16 protein-coding genes and 1 pseudogene are annotated in these 18,730 nt (G+C 69.0%); 5 read left to right on the plus strand and 12 right to left on the minus strand.

The genetic code is table 11. The annotated features are described in order from the left end of the window. The first annotated feature begins 82 nt into the window (after positions 1 to 82). Entirely contained in the window at positions 83 to 4,924 is a 4,842-nt protein-coding gene (locus EPN29_11740; protein TAN31870.1) for a hypothetical protein, read from the plus strand. A gap of 1,817 nt (positions 4,925 to 6,741) precedes the next feature. Here EPN29_11740 and EPN29_11745 read toward each other — a convergent pair. From EPN29_11745 to EPN29_11755, 3 genes and pseudogenes are all read right to left on the minus strand, one after another. Further along, positions 6,742 to 6,894: pseudogene (locus tag EPN29_11745) on the minus strand (hypothetical protein). Continuing rightward, positions 6,894 to 7,457 carry a hypothetical protein gene (locus tag EPN29_11750; GenBank protein ID TAN31871.1) on the minus strand — a complete coding sequence of 188 codons (564 nt, stop codon included), beginning with the start codon at positions 7,455 to 7,457 and terminating at the stop codon, positions 6,894 to 6,896. The pseudogene EPN29_11745 and the gene EPN29_11750 overlap by 1 nt, the downstream one beginning before the upstream one ends. A gap of 14 nt (positions 7,458 to 7,471) precedes the next feature. After that, positions 7,472 to 8,032, minus strand: a complete 561-nt coding sequence (locus EPN29_11755) for a hypothetical protein (GenBank protein ID TAN32008.1) — start codon at positions 8,030 to 8,032, stop codon at positions 7,472 to 7,474. Positions 8,033 to 8,079: 47 nt separating this feature from the next. On the opposite strand from EPN29_11755, the gene cpaB reads away from it, so the two are divergent. The 4 genes from cpaB to EPN29_11775 are packed head-to-tail and all read left to right on the plus strand — an operon-like array spanning position 8,080 to position 11,056. Then, positions 8,080 to 8,856: a Flp pilus assembly protein CpaB gene (gene cpaB, locus EPN29_11760; GenBank protein ID TAN31872.1), complete on the plus strand. Its 777-nt coding sequence runs from the start codon at positions 8,080 to 8,082 to the stop codon at positions 8,854 to 8,856. A gap of 1 nt (position 8,857) precedes the next feature. Beyond that, complete coding sequence (locus tag EPN29_11765; GenBank protein TAN31873.1) at positions 8,858 to 9,805, plus strand: hypothetical protein; 948 nt, start codon at positions 8,858 to 8,860, stop codon at positions 9,803 to 9,805. 16 nt (positions 9,806 to 9,821) lie between these two features. After that, positions 9,822 to 10,706 (plus strand): type II secretion system F family protein, encoded by an 885-nt coding sequence (locus EPN29_11770; protein TAN31874.1) that lies wholly within the window; start codon positions 9,822 to 9,824, stop codon positions 10,704 to 10,706. Then, a complete protein-coding gene (locus EPN29_11775; protein ID TAN31875.1) occupies positions 10,634 to 11,056 on the plus strand; it encodes a MerR family transcriptional regulator in 423 nt (140 codons plus the stop codon). The genes EPN29_11770 and EPN29_11775 overlap by 73 nt, the downstream gene beginning before the upstream one ends. A 217-nt stretch (positions 11,057 to 11,273) precedes the next feature. Here the strand turns inward: EPN29_11775 and rsfS are convergent, their stop codons facing one another. The 9 genes from rsfS to EPN29_11820 are packed head-to-tail and all read right to left on the minus strand — an operon-like array spanning position 11,274 to position 18,722. Next, positions 11,274 to 11,729, minus strand: coding sequence for a ribosome silencing factor (gene rsfS / locus EPN29_11780; protein TAN31876.1), 456 nt, complete (start codon positions 11,727 to 11,729; stop codon positions 11,274 to 11,276). After that, on the minus strand, positions 11,650 to 12,249 hold the full coding sequence (nadD, locus tag EPN29_11785; protein TAN31877.1) for a nicotinate (nicotinamide) nucleotide adenylyltransferase: 600 nt from the start codon (positions 12,247 to 12,249) through the stop codon (positions 11,650 to 11,652). The genes rsfS and nadD overlap by 80 nt, the downstream gene beginning before the upstream one ends. Positions 12,250 to 12,253: 4 nt before the next feature. Further along, the gene (obgE, locus tag EPN29_11790; GenBank protein TAN31878.1) at positions 12,254 to 13,468 is read right to left on the minus strand and encodes a GTPase ObgE; all 1,215 of its coding nucleotides are present in this window, start codon (positions 13,466 to 13,468) and stop codon (positions 12,254 to 12,256) included. 37 nt (positions 13,469 to 13,505) lie between these two features. After that, positions 13,506 to 13,769, minus strand: a complete 264-nt coding sequence (locus tag EPN29_11795; protein ID TAN31879.1) for a 50S ribosomal protein L27 — start codon at positions 13,767 to 13,769, stop codon at positions 13,506 to 13,508. Then, a complete protein-coding gene (gene rplU, locus EPN29_11800) occupies positions 13,770 to 14,444 on the minus strand; it encodes a 50S ribosomal protein L21 (protein TAN31880.1) in 675 nt (224 codons plus the stop codon). Further along, positions 14,401 to 15,531, minus strand: a complete 1,131-nt coding sequence (gene rodA, locus EPN29_11805) for a rod shape-determining protein RodA (protein ID TAN31881.1) — start codon at positions 15,529 to 15,531, stop codon at positions 14,401 to 14,403. Before rodA ends, rplU begins: the two co-directional genes overlap by 44 nt. A gap of 4 nt (positions 15,532 to 15,535) precedes the next feature. Next, positions 15,536 to 17,413, minus strand: coding sequence for a penicillin-binding protein 2 (gene mrdA, locus EPN29_11810; GenBank protein TAN31882.1), 1,878 nt, complete (start codon positions 17,411 to 17,413; stop codon positions 15,536 to 15,538). After that, positions 17,410 to 17,910: a rod shape-determining protein MreD gene (gene mreD / locus EPN29_11815; protein TAN31883.1), complete on the minus strand. Its 501-nt coding sequence runs from the start codon at positions 17,908 to 17,910 to the stop codon at positions 17,410 to 17,412. The genes mrdA and mreD overlap by 4 nt, the downstream gene beginning before the upstream one ends. Next, entirely contained in the window at positions 17,907 to 18,722 is an 816-nt protein-coding gene (locus tag EPN29_11820; protein TAN31884.1) for a rod shape-determining protein MreC, read from the minus strand. The genes mreD and EPN29_11820 overlap by 4 nt, the downstream gene beginning before the upstream one ends. Positions 18,723 to 18,730 lie beyond the last annotated feature (8 nt).

Below are 18,730 nucleotides of genomic sequence, written 5' to 3' on the forward strand. Positions count from 1 at the left end.
GGCGATTGAGCCGCGCCAGGCCGGTGCTAGCATCCGGGCGAGTAACGGCCGTGAACCTGCGCACGCCGGCGGAAGGCTCCCCGTGAGCGAGGTCAGGACCGCCTGGTCCGAAAATCCCGAACGCACGCCGGCGGGGATCCCGGCACAGCCGGCGAGCGGCGTCGAAGCGGATCGCCCTCCGCGCGTGAAGGTCTCGGTCCACCGTCTCGATGGCGGCCTGGAAGAGGGAGAATCCGACGCTCGCACCCTCACCGTCGACGGGTACCCCATGTACACCCCCGGGGACGGGGAGCGCCCGCGCTGGATCCCGGCTCACGACATCAAGTACGTGGTCCTCGGCTCGGTCGACGACCCCAGCCTCGAACCGGACCCCGGCGACAGGAGCACGGCCAGAAAGGCCATCCTGCGGTTCCGCGACGGCGAGTGGATCGCTGCGTACATCGACCCCGGACAGCCGCCGAACGGCACCGGTGTGGCGGTCAAGATCCGCCTGACCGAGCGCCAGAGGTTGATCCCCGCCATCGCGGCTTCGAGTGCGCTGCTGGAGATGCAGTTCGTCGACATGTGGGCGACGACCACGGACTCCGCGCCGCCCCAGAGGCGCCGCTCGGACATCATGGAAGCAGCCGCGAGACAGGGTAGAGACCTGAACAAGCTCGCCAACGATTTTCGCGACCGCCTGGCTCTCATTCGGGACGTCGGGCTGACCACCGGCGACACGCTCGCGTTCTCGCGCTCGGTGCGCACGCACCTCGACCGCTTCCTCACCGAAGATGGCATCGACCTCAGCTCGCAGGAGAAGTCGGCGCTCGCGGACATCATCCTGCGGGCCGCCGTCGGCTACGGACCTCTCGACGGCCTTCTCCACGACCGCTCCGTGAGCGAGATCATGGTCAACGGCCCCGACCAGGTCTTCATCGAGCGTCGCGGCGTGCTCACCAAAGCCGAGGTTCGGTTCGAGGACGAGAACCAGCTCCTCGAGACGATCCGCCGAATGGTCGCGACCACCGGCCGGCACATCGATGGACTGAACCCGATGGTGGACGCACGCCTGCCGGACGGCAGCCGTGTCAACGCGATCATCCGGCCGGCCGCGATCCACGGCGCGGCCCTGACCATTCGCAAGTTCAAGGACGCGGTGCTCGGGATGGAGGACCTCACCCGGGAGGGCAGCCTGAGCCCCGCGATGGCCGAGTTCCTCCAGGCCGCCGTGCTCGGCCGCATGAACATCCTGGTGTCGGGCGGCACCGGCTCGGGCAAGACGACGAGCCTGAACGTCATCGCGCGCTTCATCCCTCACAACCAGCGCGTGATCACGATCGAGGATGCCGCCGAGCTGCAGATCGACCACCCGCACGTCATCGCGCTCGAGCACCGCCCGCCCAACGTCGAGGGCAAGGGCGAGCTGACCATCCGCCAGCTGCTTCGCAACAGCCTCCGGATGCGACCCGACCGCATCCTGGTGGGCGAGGTTCGCGGCGCGGAGGCCCTCGACATGCTCCAGGCGATGAACACCGGCCATGACGGCAGCATGTCGACCATCCACTCGAACTCGGCTCGGGACGCTCTCTCCCGCCTGGAGACGATGGTGATGATGGCCTCGATCGACATTCCGTTCGAAGCGGTGCGCGCGCAGATCGCGTCCGCGGTCAACCTCATCGTCCATCAGGCCCGCATGCCTGACGGCCGGCGCAAGATCGCCCAGATTGCCGAGGTGGTCGGCTACGACGCCAACGGCGCGATCCTGCGCGACATCTTCCTGCTCGGCATGGGGTCTGACCTGCGGCTCGAATACAACGCCACCGGGTACGTCCCGACTTCGCTCGACAAGGCCGCGTTCTACGGCGTCCAGGTGAACCAGAACCTGTTCGACCCGGTCACGGCACGTTTCGTGCCGGCGGGCTCGGACAGCATGATGCCGGTGGTCAAGGACCCGCTCATGAGCGGGCAGCAGCGGACCGAGAACGTGGTCCGCCAAGTCGTGGTCGTGCCCTTCAGCTCCGACCGTCCCGGCGTGCAGCAGCAGCAGTCACACGCGGTGCAGTCCTCGTCTGGAGCGCCGAGCTCGACCATGGCTTCGACGCCGGAGATGCAGGAGGAGATGCGCAAGCTCATCGACGCCGCGCGGTCGGCCGTCGCGGACCTCCAGGCGGCCGCCCCGGTCCCTCCGCCCGAAGCCCCGCCGGCGCCGGTGATCCCCAGCGCTCCGACCGCCCCAACCGCGCCCGCGCCGCCGGCGGCCGCCGGCCAGCCACCCGCGCCGGCACCCGCTGTGACGTCCTTCCCGCAAGCGCCTCCCGCGCCCGGCCCGGAAACGGCGTTCCAGGCCAGCCAGGCGCTGCAGGCCGCCACGGCGATGGCCCGCGCCACGACCGCGCTCGGTCAGCTGGCCGCCGCCTCCGGCGGCTATGTCGGCATGCTGCCGACCATCCGCGCCGAAGGCACGACCCCGGCCGGAGCGACCCGCCGCATCCAGGCGGTGATCGAGAGCCTGATCACGCGCCGGAACCTCAACCTGCGCCTGGCCCCCGCGATCACCCAGGCGTTCGAAGGCGCCGAGCTGAAGGCGAGCGACTACGCGGCCGACACCCGGATCAGCAAGGAATCGGCCGGCCGCGAACTCCGGCAGGCGGTGGAGGCCGGACTGCTGCAAACCATCCGGTACCCGCAGGGTGAGGCCGGCTTCCGCGCCGGGCAGGACCTTTTGAGGGCGGTAGCGGAAGGGCTCGGCCAGACCGTGAGCGCGGCCACTCCGCTGACGCCGGAAACGATCATCGGCAGCCTCGCCGTCGGCCAGACCGAAGGCACGGTGACGATCATGTTCACCGACGTCGAGGAATCCACGCGCCTGCTGTCGACTCGTGGCTTCACCGAGTCGCACGAGATCATGAAGGCATACGAGACGATCATCGACGACAAGATCGCCGAGCACGCGGGCCGGCGCATCAAAGGCCTCGGTGACGGCTACATGATCAGCTTCGGGTCGAGCCGCCACGGCGTCGAGTGCGCGCTCGACATCCAGAGATCGATCGCCGAATACAGCAAGCAGAACCCGGAGCGGAAGATCCGGATCCGGATCGGCATCAACACCGGTGAGGTCGTCGAGGAGGCCGGCGACATCTTCGGCGCCGCCGTCAACGTCGCCGCACGGGTGGCGGGCAAGGCAAGGGGCGGAGAGATCCTCGTTTCCGATGTCGTGCGCCAGCTCGTGGGCCCGGTCGCCGAAATGAAGTTTGATTACCGCGGGCGCTACAGGCTCAAGGGGTTTCCCGACCGGTGGCGACTGCACCAGGTGACGCCGGTCGCGGTGCGAGAAGAGCGACGCGCGCTGCCCACGGGCGACGGTTTCGTCGACCGCGATCAGGAACGGCTCGACATCCGCATGGTGCTCGACCGCGCGGCGACGGGATCCGGTGGCACGGTGTTCATCACTGGGGCCCCTGGGATCGGCGCTTCGCGGCTCGCCTCAGAGGTGGCCGGCGAAGCGGCCGGCAAGGGCTGGCTGGTGCTGAGCGGCCGCTGTGCGGAGCAGGATGGCGCGCCGTACGGGCCGTTCCGCGAAGTCCTCGCCGAGGCGGTGGCCCATTCGACGGCCAAGACGCTTCAGGAGGCCGCCGGTCATAGCGGTCCGCTGCTGGCGTACCTGGCGCCCGGCCTGCGCCAGAAGGCGCGCGGCATGCCGGCCGGCAGCGATGTCCCCGCTGACCAGCTGCGGGAGCAGCTGTTCCGCGCCGTCTTCGAATTCCTGACCGGCGTGCAGGGCTCCAAGCCGCTGCTCATCGTCCTCGACGACCTGCACTGGGCTGACGAGGCCACGGTGCTGCTCCTGCGTGACCTGGCAGAGCGCGTGGGCGGGAGCCACATGGTCATCGCGGGAACGTACTGGGACGGCGAGCTCGATTCGGCGCGACCCTTCGGCACCGTGCTGTCACGCCTCCTGCGCCGCCGCCGCGGACAGCGAGTCGTGCTCGGCCGCCTCTCCGACCGAGCTGTCGAAAAGATCCTGGCCGGGATGTCGGATACACCGTTGACTCCAGTGCAGCTCTTGGGCATCCAGGCGGCCACCGAGGGCAACCCGCTGTTCGTCGAGCATGCCTTCCTCTACATGGCCGAGTCGGAGAGCATGCTCGGTGGCGGCTCTCGCACGCAGGCCAGCTTTACCGAGGAGGACCTGGAGCTGGCTCAGAGCGTGCGCGGCCTCATCGGCCGCCGGCTCGAACGCCTCAGCGAGCCCGCGCAGAGAATGCTGGTGGCCGCGGCGGTCGTGGGACGTGATTTCGACATCGCGCTGCTGGAAGCCTTCGGCGAGCTCTCGGGCCATGAGCTTCGTGACGCGCTCGACGAGGCGACGCGCGGGCACTTCCTCACCGCCGCGGCAACCGACAAGTACCGCTTTGCCCACGACCTGGTGCGGCAGCGGGTGCTGGCGGTGCTGCCCCTGCCCCGGCTGCAGGCCTACCACCTCGCGGTGGCCGACATGCTCGAGCGTGTCTATGGCAGGAGCGCCAACGAGCGGGCCGCCGAGATCGGCTACCACCTGTACCAGGCGGGCACCGCGGCCGATCCCCTGCGAACCTCGACGTTCCTGGCCCAGGCGACCAGGAACGCCCTCGCGGTGGGCGCGTTCGAAGAGGTCCTCCGCCTGACCGAAAGGACCCTGCCCCTGCTCCCAGGAGACAGGACTCGCGAGCGAGCGGAAGCCCTCGCCACACGCGCGCAAGCGTTCTGGGGACTGGGCCGCATCGACGATGCCAAGGCGTCGTGGCAAGGCGCGGCCCAGCGGTACGAGGAGCTGGGCGACGCCAGGGCCGCGGCCGCGATCGACGAGCGGCTCGGGCGTCTCGATACCGGCCACGCCGGATCAGCGCATCAGGAGCCGGAGGCGGCCGAGACCCGGGAGGCCGGCGCCTCGGAACCGATCTAGTTGATCAGCTGAGTCGCGGGCGGGACCGGCGCAAAAGCGGTGCTGAAGATGATGTTCGGCAGCTGCCCGTTGAAGGTGATGGTGTCCGCGATGATGCCCCCCGTGTCGTCGGTGCGGAAGGCGGCGGCTTTCTGCACCGTCAGCGCGGCGGAAGGGACGTAGATGACGCCGATGAACGCCGAGTCGCTGAAGGCCGCCAGGCTGTTGCTGCAGGTGTTGGCGGGCGGATAAGCGGCACCCGGTTCATAGATCACCATCCAGTTGTACTGATACCCGCTGAAGACAAAGTTGTCGCCGCTCGTCGTGGCGCTAAGGCAGCCCCCGCTCGGGATGTAGAAGGCCACCGCCCCAGGGGTGATACCGGTCGGGCAGGTCGCGAGCGCGCCGCCGGCGGCGTCGCACTGGTCTTCGTTCGCCCGGTCGCCGGCGGGCGGCGCCGCCCGGTCGGGGTTCTGATTGGGCAGGTTGTTCTTCAGCGGGCCGGTCTCGCTGCTGGGTGGATAGGCTCCGAACGTGTCCGGCGGCGCAAGTGGGTTGGGGGCGAAGAGCGGCGTGAGGACGGTGGAGTCGAAGATGGCGGTCTCGTTGCCGAGGCTGCACCCGCTTCCGCTGTAGGCGGGACAACCCCCGGTGGCGTCGTTCCTGACGCTGCCGGCGACAGGGATGCTGCCCGCGAATCCGAACGGCCCCGCGCACCCGCTGGACGGGGGCGCCAGGTAGACGTCGTACGAGGTCGCGCCGGGCACATTGCTGACCCGGATCTGCAGTGCCTGGCCATTGCCGGCGTTCGCCGTCTGGCAGTAGGACGGCGCGCTCTCCCGCCTGTAGCTCGTTCCGTTGTAGGTGTCACTGCGCACCGAGGTCACCTCAATCGCCCAGGCGCCCTTGCTGATCGGATTGCCGGTGCTGATCGTGCTGAGCTGATAGGAGCCGGCGCAGTTGGCGCCGTCGGAGTTCCAGAACTGGTGTGTCGCCATTTTCGTGTTGTCAGAAGCCTTTGGCTCGGCGGGCGGCTTCAGCTGATTGCTGACGAAGTCCCCGTTGTTCGTGTATCCACCAAGCCATTTGTAGACCCCGGCGCTCAGGAAATAGCAGACGCCGGAGCTGAGGTTGGGATTGGCCGCATAGATGCCAGGCGAAAGGACCACGTCGCTGCCCGGCGCGCCCTGGCTGCCGGCGGCCACTGGCGGCGGCGGATAGCCGGGGTCGACCAGGTTGTAACCGGTTCGGGTGGCGCCCGCGACATCCGGGTACGTGCACGGGGGGAAGGCGCCGCTCGGGTAGCACGTGATGCTCACCGCGCCCGGGACGGCGGTTTGGCAGCGGGCATAGATGTCGCCCGCCACCTGAAGGCCGCCCCCGGTGACGCTGATCGCCCCATTCGAGACGACATCGCCCATGACCCCCAGCGTGCCGCCGCCGTTGATCAGGAGCGCGGTGCCGCCGGCCCCACCGCATCCAGCCTGGTTGAGGGCGGCGATCGTGGGTGTGTTGAGGAGATTGTTCACCCCTCCGCCCGCGGTCGCCGAGATCTTCGGGTTGGACCCGTCGGTGAGGATCCGTGCGAACTGGAGCTGCAGCGAGCGGGTCGCGGCCAGGGTGAACTGGCTGCCTCGCGGACCCAGTGACGCCACGACCTGCGTCAGCACCGTGCCGTCCGGGTACGTGCAGGTCAAATTGACGGGCGCGGGCCCCGGCGTGCCGTAGCCGGGCGAGCACGCGGGGACGCTGTAGAGGCGCATGTTCGTCCCGAAGATGGCGGTCGCCGCCTGCTCGGCCGACGTGTAGCTGCCTGTCTGCTGGAGCTTGTCTCCCGCGGCCAGGGCGGCCGCATCCACGGCCGCCTGCAGGTCTCGCCGCAGGGCATAAGCCCGCGCCCCGTCGATGGCGAGCGCGGCCATCCCGACGACCACCGCCAGCATGATGGCGATCAGGACGATGGCCTGTCCTTTCTGGAGGCGTTCGTCCATCAGTACTCGGTCCTGAAGATCGCGGACGTGGTGATGACGATGTGGTCGGCCGTCGCCTGGGCGACGACCGGGGTGATCAGGATCAGATTGAAGCGCAGCGTCACCTGGAGCGGGGCGTGGCCGCCTGCCGGGTTCACGGCGCTGCACGGACCGCTGGCCGGCGCCGGGTACTCACCCCCGGGCGCGTTCGGCGGCGGCGTCGCCTCGACCGCGGCCGGCGGGTTGGGCTCGGTCACGTACAACCATGCGGCGTTGCCTGGTGGCGTGGCCGCGCCGAGCGGTCCCTGGGGGCAGGGTTCGGTCACGGGGGTGCCGATCAGCTGCGTCGTCACGGCGGCGAGGATGTCGGCGTTGGCCGGCAGCGGAATCGAGGCTCGCACCGCCGTCCGAGCGCCCTCGCGGACCGCGTGGTTGAGCGTGTCGTAGTAGAAGACCGCCCGCCCGATGTCGACGATGCCGAAGAGCAGGAGCAGCAGCACGGGCGAGATCAGGGCGAACTCGATGAGCGCCTGTGAGCTCTGAAGGCGCGGCCGAGGACCTGGGCCCTCGTTCGCGGCCCCCACTCCTCGCCTCCTGGTCAACTGCCCTGCACCGTCATGTGCTGGTTGGCGGCGATGCGGAAGATCCCGAACTGCGCCGTGACCAGAGGCGTCAGCGGCCCGTAGGCGTAGACCACGATCACGTTCAGGTCCAGCTGACCCTGATTGGTGGCCGGGCTGGTGAAGTCCAGGCCAGGCGTGTTGTTGTAGCAGATGTAAAGCCAGGGCTGGTTGGGGGTCGAGGGGTACGCGGAGTTGGCGTAGGGCGGGTTGCCGTACGCGTTGCCGTCCGTCGGGGCCGGGCACGTCGTACCGGGATTCTTCAGCACCGAGGCCGGCAGCGAGATGGTCGCCAGCTCCGCGTCCACCGCCGTCTTGATCGGGCTGTCGAACAGGTAGGGGTGGGATTGAGTGGGGGCGTCGAAAAAGACCCCGTGTCGAGCGCCCTCGCGCGCAGCGTTGGCAAGCGCCTCCGTCACGTAGATCGCGCGGCCGATGTCGACAAGGCCGCCGACGAGCAGGAGCAGCACCACCGACGAGAGCGCGAACTCGACCAGAGACTGGCCGCGCTGGTGCTTTTTACGGAGTCTGAGGCTCACATAACGAGAGCGCGGCACCGGACTATCTTGCCTATGATGGGTCGGCTGTGCGCACGACTCTGACCGGCCTGACGTCGCGGAGGCCGTTCACCCTCCTGGGCATTGTGCTGGCTTTGCTCGTGATCGCCGCCTTCGTCCTCGTCGCTCTCAACGCTGGGACGGCGTCCAGCAGTCCCCCTCTGACCGTGGTCGTGGCCGCCAAGGAACTCCCGCCCAGGCTGCCGATCGAAGCCGCTTCGCTGGAGCTGAAGGCCATTCCGGTGCCGTTGGGCTATCCCAAGCTCTACTTCACCAAGATCCAGGACGTGCAGGGCATGATCCCGCTGGTCACCATCGTGCCGGGGCAGGCCGTGACCTCCAGCGACGTCGCCAAGCCAAGCGAGGCACTGGGCTCGCAGTCGGCATACCTGCCGATCCCCGCCGGCTTTGTCGCACTGACCATTCCGACGAGCGAGCAGCAGGGCGTCGCCGACTATATCCAGCCTGATGACTACATCTCCGTGATCGCGACCGTCTCGTCCAGCGGCAAGGTCGCGTCGAAGACCATCTTCACCAACCTTCATGTGATCCGGGTTGGGATGCAGGCGAGCTCGGGCACGTCGGCCGCATCGACCGCAAGCAGCCTGACCGTGGTCGTGTCCGAGTGTCAGGCCGAGGTCATCACGTGGTTCCTGACCTACGCTTCCCTCAAGTACTCCCTGGAGTCGTTCCACGATTACCTCGGGCCCGGCAGCCAGACCCCGGATCCCGGGTGCCCGACGGTCACGGCCGCCAGGGGCGTGACCTTGCAGACCATACAGGCGGCTTACCCGTCGCTTTTCTAGGGTGATTGACCTGCCGCCGGCAGTCATCGTCGCTGTGCCCATGGCGGCGGCGATCGCGGTGTTCTTCTGGAGCCTCGACCGGATCCGCAAGGAACGCATCGCCCAGCCCTTGGAGCCCGCGCCGCCTCGAGCCACGCCGCGTGAGCTGGTCGAAAGGCTGTTGCGACCCGCCGCGGACAACCTGAGTCAGCGGCGCAGCATCCGCGGACGGCCGACGCTGATGGAGGACCTGGCTCGCGCCGGTTTGAACATCACGCCGCCCGAGTACCTGCTGGTCCGCATCGGATCGGTGGCACTCGGGGCGTTGATCGGCCTGTTCCGGTTTGGCTTCTCCATCGGTCCGATCGTGCTTGGGGTGATCGGGTTCGTGGCCCCGCCGCTGGTGATCTCGTTCCTTCAGCGGCGCCGGCAGGACATGTTCAACGACCAGCTGACCGGCATGTTGCAGCTGCTCTCGAACTCACTCAAGACGGGCTACGCGATCGACCGAGCGCTCGAGACCGTGGCGACCAAGTCCCAGCCTCCTGTTTCGACGGAGTTCGAGCGCGTCGCCACCGAGATCACGTTGGGCACCTCGGTCGAGGACGCGCTCAGCGCCCTGCTGCTGCGCATCAACAGCCCGGACCTGGAGTTCATCGTGACCGCGATCCTGCTTCACACCCGGGTCGGTGGCAACCTGGCCGAGGTCCTGGACAACATCTCGGACACACTCCGCGACCGCCTGCAGACCAAGCGTGACATGAGCGTGCTCACCGCCCAGTCGCGCGCCTCCGCGACCATCATCACCGGGCTGCCCATCCTCCTGGCCCTCGGCCTCTACGTGTTCGTCCCCGGCTACTTCGCGCCGATGACCGGCACCTTGCTCGGCTACGTCCTGCTCGGGATCGCGGGCTTCCTCATCCTGGTCGGCAACCTGCTGATACGCCGCATGACCGCCCTGCAAGCGTGAGCCGCTAGTGCACTAGATGTTCCTCATCGCGCTTTCCGCCGGTGTCATCTGCGGCGCCATCGTGGTGACGTACTTCGTCGCCCTCGACCAGAACCAGGCGGCCGCGGCGGCGACCAACGGTTCCTGGGCGGCGCCGGCGCCCAGGCAGACGCTGGTCAAACGGCTCGAATCACTGGTGCGGCCGTTCACCGCGCGCCTGCCGGCGCGAGCAGCAGGTCAGCTGCGCCAGAAGTTGAGCCGCGCCGGCGATCCGGGCGGCCTCACCCCAGCGGGATTCCAGGCCGTGCGGTACAGCCTTGCCGCCCTCGTCGCCATCGTCGGGCTCGGGACCGGTTTGCTGCTCCCGCTTCCGATTCCAACCCTGGTGCTGGCGCCGATCACCGGCGCGGTCGCCGCTTTTCTCGGTTACGTGGCGCCGAGCCTGTGGCTCGAGCAGAGAATCGCCGAGCGCCGGCAGCAGGTCCAGCGCTCCCTGGCTGAGGCGACAGACCTGTTGACCCTGGTCGTCGAGTCGGGCATGAGCCTGGACGAAGGTCTGCTCAGCATCACGGAGCGGTTCCACAACGCTTTGGGAGATGAGATTGGCAAGGTGCTGCGGGAGATACGGCTCGGCCGCCCCCGGATGAGCGCCTTGGAGCACATGGCCGAGGCCACCGGCGTTGGCGACCTGCATCACCTGGTCGAATCGATCGTCCAGTCAGACCAGATGGGGGTTCCGATCGCGCGACTCCTGAGGGTTCAGGCGACCGAGATGCGAAGACGCCAGCGCCAGACCGCGCAGGAGCGCGCGGCACAGGCGTCGTCGCGCATGGTGTTCCCGATGGTCGGATGCATCTTCCCGGTGCTGTGGATCGTCCTGCTCGGGCCGGCGATCATCCAGATCCTGAAGTCCGTCCATTGATGAGCCACCGACTCGGGCCGCACGCCCCGCAACCGTCGTTCAACGATCTCGACAAGCCGCTGTACACGATCAGCGTCGCGGCCGAGATCCTCGAGACCCATCCACGCACGCTGATGCTCTACGAAGACGCGCACCTGATCGACCCGCATCGCACCAGCACGAACCGGCGCCGCTACTCACAGCGGGACATCAGCAAGGTTCAGGTCATCCAGCACCTGACGCGCGAGAAGGGGGTCACGCTGGCGGGTGTGCGGCACATTCTGAGCCTGTTCGAAGTGATGAAGAGTCACCGGGTGGAACCGCCGGCCGACCTGCGCGAAATCTTCGACCGGTACGCTCAGATCATCTAGTGCACCGACCCAGAAATACCTTGCGGGTTGCAGCGCCCCTGCGGGCCGGTGCAATTTCGGCTGCGCCGAAACTCATCCCCCATAGCGGCCCATCTGCGTCGTTGTCGGCTCCGCTCCTCGCTCACGCACGGCAAGTGCCCCCGCTCCGGTGGTCGCCGACGCCTATCATCTGGACCACTCTGGTGGCGATCCCACAACGTATTTCCGGGACAGTGCACTAGCCGCTGGCGGCGTTCCTGCGCCTTTTCGCGGCGGGCGCCCACAGGCTTTCGAGGTCGTAGTACGACCGCTCGCCCGGCAGGAACACGTGCGCGAGCACGGCGTCGAAGTCGAGCAGGACCCACGTGGCGTCGCCGTAGCCGTCGACCGCGATCGCTTTCAGCTGCTTGGCCCGGGCCGCCTCGACCATGGCATCGGCGATGGCTCGGACCTGGCGGTCGGTCTCCCCTTCGCACACGACGAAGTAATCGGCGACCGAAGTCTTGTCCCGCACGTCGAGGACGACAGGGTCCCACGCCTTCTTCTCGACTGCCGCATCACGCAGCAGGCGAGCCAGCTGCAATGATGTCAATCCTCTGGTCCGGGCATTCAACCTATCGATTATCCGTGTACAGGCGGTGGGTGGTGATGTAGCGGGCGACCGCCGCCGGCACCTTGCCCTCGACCGGCTCACCGGCCGCGATCGCGCGCCGAAGCGAGCTCCCCGAGATGTCCGGCGTGGCGCGAAGGCAGAGGACGACACGATCGGCATCGAGGCCCGCGGCCTCGAGGTCGGCGGCCTGGGGGGAGCTGGTCCCGGGCCGGCTCACCACGACCACCCTCGCCAGGGTGAGCACCCGGCCGGGTTCGTGCCAGGTGCGAAAGAGCTTCGCGGCGTCCCAACCCAGGATGAGGAACAGCTCGTCCCGCGGGTGGAGCCGGCCCAGCTCGGACAGCGTGTCCACCGTGTACGACGGTCCCTGCCGGCGGAACTCGACGTCGGAGACGGCAAAGCCGGAGTGGCCTTCGATTGCCAGCTCGCACATCGCAAGGCGCCGCTCCGCCGGCGCCACCGCCGCGGCGCGATGGGGCGGCGCCGCGCTGGGGACGAAGATGACGCCGTCGAGGCCCGCGCACTCCATCGCGGATCCCGCCGCGGCCAGGTGCCCGAAATGGATCGGGTCGAAGGTGCCGCCCAGAAGTCCGATCTTCATCGGATCAGGGCTGATACTCGAACTCGACGCCCGCGATTCGCACCGTGTCACCGGGCTGGACGCCCGCCGACTCCAGCGCGGCGTTGACCCCAAGGCGGTCCAGCTCGGCCTGGAAGCGAGCCAGCGCGCCCTCCGACTCGAGGTCGGTGCGTTCGACCAGCCGCTCGACGCGATGGCCGCGCACCGCGAAACCGTCCGGCTGGCGCTCCACCACCAGGGCGGCGCTGCTCTCGCCGACCGGCAGCTTGATGGCCGGCGCCCGGCCCGGCACCGGGGGCTCGGGCGCGCTCGCCAGCGTGGCCACGATCGCGTCCAAAAGCTCCGGCAAGCCTTCACCGGTCAAGGCCGAGATGAACCGCACCCCCTTGCGGCGCGAGCGGGCTCGAAGGCGCCGCGTCGGTTCGAGGTCGAGCTTGTTGAGCGCGACGAGCGATGGGCGGCGGGCCAGGTCGGCTGAAAACTGCTCCACCTCCCGGCGCACGGTCTCCAAATCCTTCCAGGGATTCGGCGAAGAGCCGTCGAGGACGTAAACCAGGATCTTGGTCCGCTCGACGTGGCGGAGGAACCGCATCCCCAGTCCGGCGCCGGTGGCCGCCCCCTCGATGAGGCCGGGGATGTCGGCGATCACCATTCGCCCACCGGACGACTCAGCCACACCCAGCTCAGGGTCGAGCGTCGTGAACGGAAACGCGGCGACTCTTGGGCGGGCGGCGGTCAGGGAGCTGAGGAGGGAGGACTTGCCGGCGTTGGGCGGGCCCACCAACCCGACGTCGGCGATGAGCTTGAGGTCGAGCGTGAGCGAGCACTCCTCGCCCTTGAGGCCCGGCTCCGCGTAATCAGGGGCACGCCGGGTCGAGCTCTTGAAATGGACGTTGCCTCTTCCCCCGTCGCCACCTTTGGCGACGACGCTTTCAGCGCCCGGATGGTCGAGATCGGCGATCAGGGCGCCATCCGCGTCGAGCGCAAGGGTCCCGACCGGCACCTCCAACACGACGTCAGCGCCTCGGCGCCCGGTCTTGCGGCCGCCCGCGCCGTCGGCGCCGGCCTCGGCCTGCCAGCGTGAGCGCCGTACGTAGAGCGACAGGTCTGAAACCTCGGTGGTCGCGCGCAGCGAGACCGACCCGCCCCGCCCGCCGTCACCGCCGTCAGGCCCTCCGCGGGGCACGAACGGCTCATGTCGAAAAGATGCCGAGCCCTTGCCGCCATGCCCGCCACGCACGACGACGCGAGCGGAATCGACGAACTGACGGCGACCGTTAGTTCTGGTCGTTCTGCTCGATGTTGACGCGCTTGCCGTCCTTGCCCACGCGCTCGTAGCGGACCTGGCCGGCGACGAGGGCGAACAGGGTGTGGTCGCGTCCCAGGCCCACGCCCGTGCCCGGAGCGATCCGAGTCCCGCGCTGCCTGACCAGGATCGCGCCGGCGTCGACCGCCTGGCCGCCGTAGATCTTGACGCCCAGCATCTGCGGTTTGGAGTCGCGCCCGTTGCGGGATGAGCCGCCGCCTTTCTTATGCGCCAACTATTTGGTCTCCTTGGCCGGGGTCGGCGCCTTCTTCGCCGTTCGCGTCACGCGCTTGGCCGGCGCCGCGGCGTCCTGCGCCTTAACTTCTTGAACGGTTTCGGCCGCTTGAGCCTTGAGCTCGGCCACGGCCTTCTTCTTCGGCGCGACCTTCGCCTTCACCACTTTAGGGGCGAGGCCGGATGCGGGGTGATCACCTTCCACCTTGAGCTCGGTCCCGGTCGCGACGGTCAAGCCACCGACGGCCAGGATCTGAAGGGCGGTCAGGTCGGCGCGCCCACCCCGGTGAACGCGGACCCGCTTCTTGGACTTGTAGCGCAGGCTCTCGATGCGCGGTCCGCGCCGGTGAGCGAGCACCTTGGCTTCGACCTCGAGGCCGTCGACGGCCGGCGACCCGACCTTGATGTCATCTCCATCTCGAAGCAGCAGGACGCGGTCGAGTTTCAGCGATGAACCCGGCTCGGCGGCAAGGCGGTCGACCAGGATCTGGTCGCCCGGCGCCACCCGGTACTGCTTTCCACCGCTGACGACGACGGCCGACAACGAAGCATCAGGTTTGGGCACGGCGAGCAATTGTACCAAGAGCGATGAAAGGGGACCGGCTCCCCTCCATCCGCATGATTCGCCCGACCTAGGGCTGCAGGCGGACCACCCCCGCCACCGGCGCGGCCGCATCGCCGTACTGGAGCCGGTCCTGGTGGACGACGAGCCGGCGGCGCAGCATCACCGACTGGACCAGGCCGAGCGCGGCAAGCGTGGTGATCGTCGCCGAGCCGCCATACGAGATGAGCGGCAGCGGGATGCCCGCGATCGGCAGCAGGCCGATGTTCATGCCCACGTTCTCGACCACCTGGACCGCGAGCATCGCCAACACCCCGCCCGCGACCAGCTCGCCAAACCGATCTGGCGCTACGGCGGCAGAGCGCAGCAGACGGATGAGCAGCGCGCCGAAGAGGGCCAGCAGGACGAGGCTGCCGAGAAGCCCGAACTCCTCGGCGAAGATGGCGAAAACGAAGTCCGTCGCCCGCTCGGGCACGAATCCCAGCTGGCCCTGCAAGCCATGCAGCCAGCCCTGGCCGAAAAGGCCGCCCGCGCCGACCGCGATGCGGGCCTGCAGCAGGTTGTACCCCGCCCCCAGCGGGTCCTGGTTCGGGTCGAGAAAGATCTCGAGCCGGCGCCGCTGATAGCCGTGCAACAGGTGCGGAAGCAATGGCACCGCCACCGCCCCTGCCGCAGCGAGCAAACCCAGCTGCGACACGCGCGCGCCGCCCAGGAACAGCATGCCCAGGAGCACGGCGACGAAGACCATGGCCGTGCCCAGGTCGGGCTGCGTGAGGATCAGGCAGGCAGGCGGAACCACCAGCAGCAGCGCGCCGGCGAACGTGCGCCAGGAAAGCTTCTCGTGCCGCGCCAGGTACCCGGCCAGGACGAGCACGATCATCAGCTTGGAAAGCTCCGACGGCTCCAAGGGAAAGCCCGCCACCGAAAGCCAGCGCCGCGCGCCCAGGGCGGTGCGGCCGACCAGATGCACGGCAACGAGAAGCAGGAGCATCGTGACGTACAGGCCGGGTGCGAGGGCGCGCAGACGGCGGTAGTCGAAAGCCGACGCGGCGGCATATGCGCCCGCGCCGAGCACCACCCACAGCGCCTGGCGGCCCCAGTCGGCGTGAGCGCTGTAGAGCGTCATCCCTCCCAGGGCCGCAAGCATCCCGACCAGCACCGGCTGCAGATGGTCCAGCCGGTGCCATGTCGATGGCCTCATCGCATTACGAAGCTCTTATCGCGTCGCGGTCGGCGCGGTAGAACTTCATGATCTGCACGGCGATGGGGGCCGCCTCCACCTCGGAGAGCTCGCCCCGCTCGACGAAGACCGACATCGCAATCTCCGGCTGGGCGAAGGGGGCGAAGAAAACGAACCAGGCATGGGTCGGCAGATCCAGACCGCTCCCGCCCCACTGCGCGGTCCCGGTCTTGCCGCCGCCGTCGGCCGGCACGCCGGCCGCGCGGAACCAGTAATTCATGTTGTACGGGCGGTTGATCTCCTCTCGCATGCCCTCGCGCACCGCCTGGATGTTCGCGGCGGACGCGGGCACCATGCCGGTGACCTCCGCATGCTCCGACTGGACGACGCGGCCGGACGCGTCGCGGACCGCATGCACCAACGTCGGTCGAAGCACCTGTCCGCCGTTGGCCAGCGCGGCGGCATAGACGGCCTGGTTGAGCGGTGTCGTCAGCAGGTAGGACTGGCCGATGCCCAGCGTGATCGTGTCGCCCTCGGTCCACCGGCACGCGTCGGCATTCAGGTCGGGGACGCCGCACCGCAATTGCTTCCAGATCCGATCCGGCACCAGTCCCGGCATCACCCCGGGCATCTCGATGCCCTTCGTCTCGCCAAACCCATAAGCCCGCGCGTATCGGGCCAGCGTCACGTCGCCGACCATCGCCGCGACCTGGTAGAAGAACGTGTCGCACGACGTCGCGAGGGCCTTGGCGACGTTCATGTCTCCAAGGCTGTAGCTGGCCCAGTTGTGGTAGATCCAGCCGCCGACGTTGATGTAGCTCGGACAGCTCAGCAGCGTCTGGGCGGTGATCTTGCCTTCCTGCAGGCCCGCGGTCGCGGTGACCATCTTGAACGTGGATCCCGGCGCGTACTGGCCCGCGATGGCACGGTTCAAAAGCGGCCGGTTGGGGTCCGAGATGAGCCGGCTGTAATCCGCTTTGCTGATCCCATGGGTGAACAGGTTGGTGTCGTATCCGGGCAGGCTCACGAGCGCGAGCACCTCGCCCGTCCTGGGATCAATCACCACCGAGGCGCCCGCGGCCTTGTGGTCGCGGACCAATCCCGCGGCCAGCGCCTGTGCGGTCGCCCTCTGCAGCGCGGCGTCGAGGCTGAGATAGACGGAGAGGCCCGGGACGGCGGCTTGGGTGGCAAGCGTCTTCACGACCTGGCCGCGGGCGTCGACCTCGACATCGGCCCAACCGTCCTTGCCGCGCAGCTGCGATTCGAGGCCGGCCTCGACCCCGACCTTGCCGGTGACCTCGTCGGGCTGGTAGCCGAGCCGCCCGAGCTCCCTGACCTCTGAGTCATCGAGCGGGCCGACGTATCCGACCACGTGGCCGAAGATCAGCGGGTCGACATACGTCCTGACCTCGCGCCGCTGGATGGCGACGCCCGCCAGCTCGGGCAGCCGCTCGTTGATTGCCAGCTCCTGCGCCTGGGTGAGGTCGGTTCCGACCCGCGCGGCTCCATATGGGTCGGCGGCGGCCAGCGTCCCGGCCAGCCTTTCCTCCGGCACTCCGATGATGCGCGCGAGCTCGGCCAGCTCGGCCGTCCGCGCGACCGCGTCCACCGGCAGCTGCGCCGGCACCACCCGCAGCTCCCAGACCGGGCTGTTCGCGACCAGGGGCACGCCGTGGCGGTCGTAGATGATGCCGCGGTCGGCCTCGAGGACGACGCGGTGCACGGTGTTGGCGCGCGCGAGGCCGGCCAATCGCGCCCCGTCGTGGACCTGCAGCAGCGCCAGCTTGACCGAGAGCACGCCGACCGCGAGCACCGCGAGCGCCGCGGCCGCGACAAGCCGCGCCGACCAGCGCGCCCGGGGGGTGGCGCCGCCGAGCTCGACCCACCTGCCCGGATCGATCAAGCGGACTCCACCCCTCCCGCGATGGGCGCCTGGAGCCGGCGGATGAGGAGCAGGGCCGCGGGCATCAGGAGAGCGTTGTAGACGGACGCCGCGATCGCCAGCTGCAGCGCGACGCCGAGCGGCGGCACGGGGAGGCCGAGCGTGTCGTCGACGCCGATCAGGATGAACGAGTAGAGAGCCGTGCTCAGCGCGGCCGACAGGGCCGGGTGCACCGGGCTTTCGCGGTCGAGGTTGCGCGTCCAGAACCCGGTGAGGTACGCACCGGCGAGGAGGGCCAGCGCATGGGGTCCGAGCGGACCGGGGGCGGTGAGATCGAGGAGCACGCCCGCGACGCATGCCCAGAGGAGCCCCGCGCGGACGCCCGTCGTCCAGGTGACGCCGATCACCGCCAGCAGCGCGAGGTTGGGAAACGCCCCCGCGACCTCGAGGCGCGGCGCCCAGGTCACCTGCACCAGCACGGCGGCGACCAAAAGGCCGGCCCCCAGCAGCCGTCTCATGCCGGGATGAAGTCGGTGACCACGAGCACCAGGCTGAGGCTCGCGGGATCGTTGACCCAGGCCACCGACGCCTGGTCTGCGGTCGCCGAGTCGCGGTGGTCGACACCCGCCACCTCGCCCACCACCAGCCCGCGCGGATAGCCGCCGCCGACCCCGCTGGTGATGGCCCACTCGCCGCTGGCCGGGATCACGCCCAAGCGGTGCTCGATCTGGAGCTGGAGCGCGGCGGGTCCGCCCGTGACCGTGCCCTCGAGCTCGGACCTCGAGAGAAAGACATTGACGCGGCTTTGGGGATCCGCGAGCGTCTGGACGATGGCGGCGTGGGGACCCGCTTCGCGCACACGTCCGACCAAACCCGCGCCGCTGGCGACGATCATGCCGGGCTGGACGCCGTCCGCCGTCCCGCGGTCGATCTCGAGCGTGCGGCTGAAACCGTCCGGGCCGCGGCCGACCACCTGCGCCGCGACCAGGTGGCGGCCATACGAGCGCTCGAAGTCAAGCGCCTTGCGGAGCGCGGCGTTGTCCCGCCCCGCCGCGCTGAGCTCGGCGACCTCGCGCCGCAGGACTTCGTTCTCGGACTGCAGGCGCCGGTTCTCGGCACGCAGCGCCAGGACATCTCCGAAACCTGACACGACCCGGTCGACCTGGCCCGCCGCCACCGTCATTCCGGACTCAAGCGGTGCGAGCAGGCTCTTGGCCTCGCCCCGTGCGCCCGTGGCCCACGATTGCTGGCTCAGCATGGCCAGCAGCAGCATCGCGGCCCCTAGAGTCAGGAAGAGCCCCGTCGACCTGGACCGGGTCCCTCCGTGCATGGCGTGTG

This window comes from bacterium, from assembly GCA_004299235.1.
Taxonomy (GTDB): domain Bacteria; phylum Chloroflexota; class Dormibacteria; order Dormibacterales; family Dormibacteraceae; genus SCQL01.

Excerpts from the sequence above, each read along its gene's own strand:
- rodA (TAN31881.1), bottom strand. The coding sequence starts at position 15,531 with ATGAGGCCATCGACATGGCACCGGCTGGACCATCTGCAGCCGGTGCTG.
- EPN29_11820 (TAN31884.1), bottom strand. The coding sequence starts at position 18,722 with ATGCACGGAGGGACCCGGTCCAGGTCGACGGGGCTCTTCCTGACTCTA.
- EPN29_11770 (TAN31874.1), top strand. The coding sequence starts at position 9,822 with ATGTTCCTCATCGCGCTTTCCGCCGGTGTCATCTGCGGCGCCATCGTG.
- nadD (TAN31877.1), bottom strand. The coding sequence starts at position 12,249 with ATGAAGATCGGACTTCTGGGCGGCACCTTCGACCCGATCCATTTCGGG.
- EPN29_11775 (TAN31875.1), top strand. The coding sequence starts at position 10,634 with ATGCATCTTCCCGGTGCTGTGGATCGTCCTGCTCGGGCCGGCGATCAT.
- rplU (TAN31880.1), bottom strand. The coding sequence starts at position 14,444 with ATGCGGCCGCGCCGGTGGCGGGGGTGGTCCGCCTGCAGCCCTAGGTCG.
- mreD (TAN31883.1), bottom strand. The coding sequence starts at position 17,910 with ATGAGACGGCTGCTGGGGGCCGGCCTTTTGGTCGCCGCCGTGCTGGTG.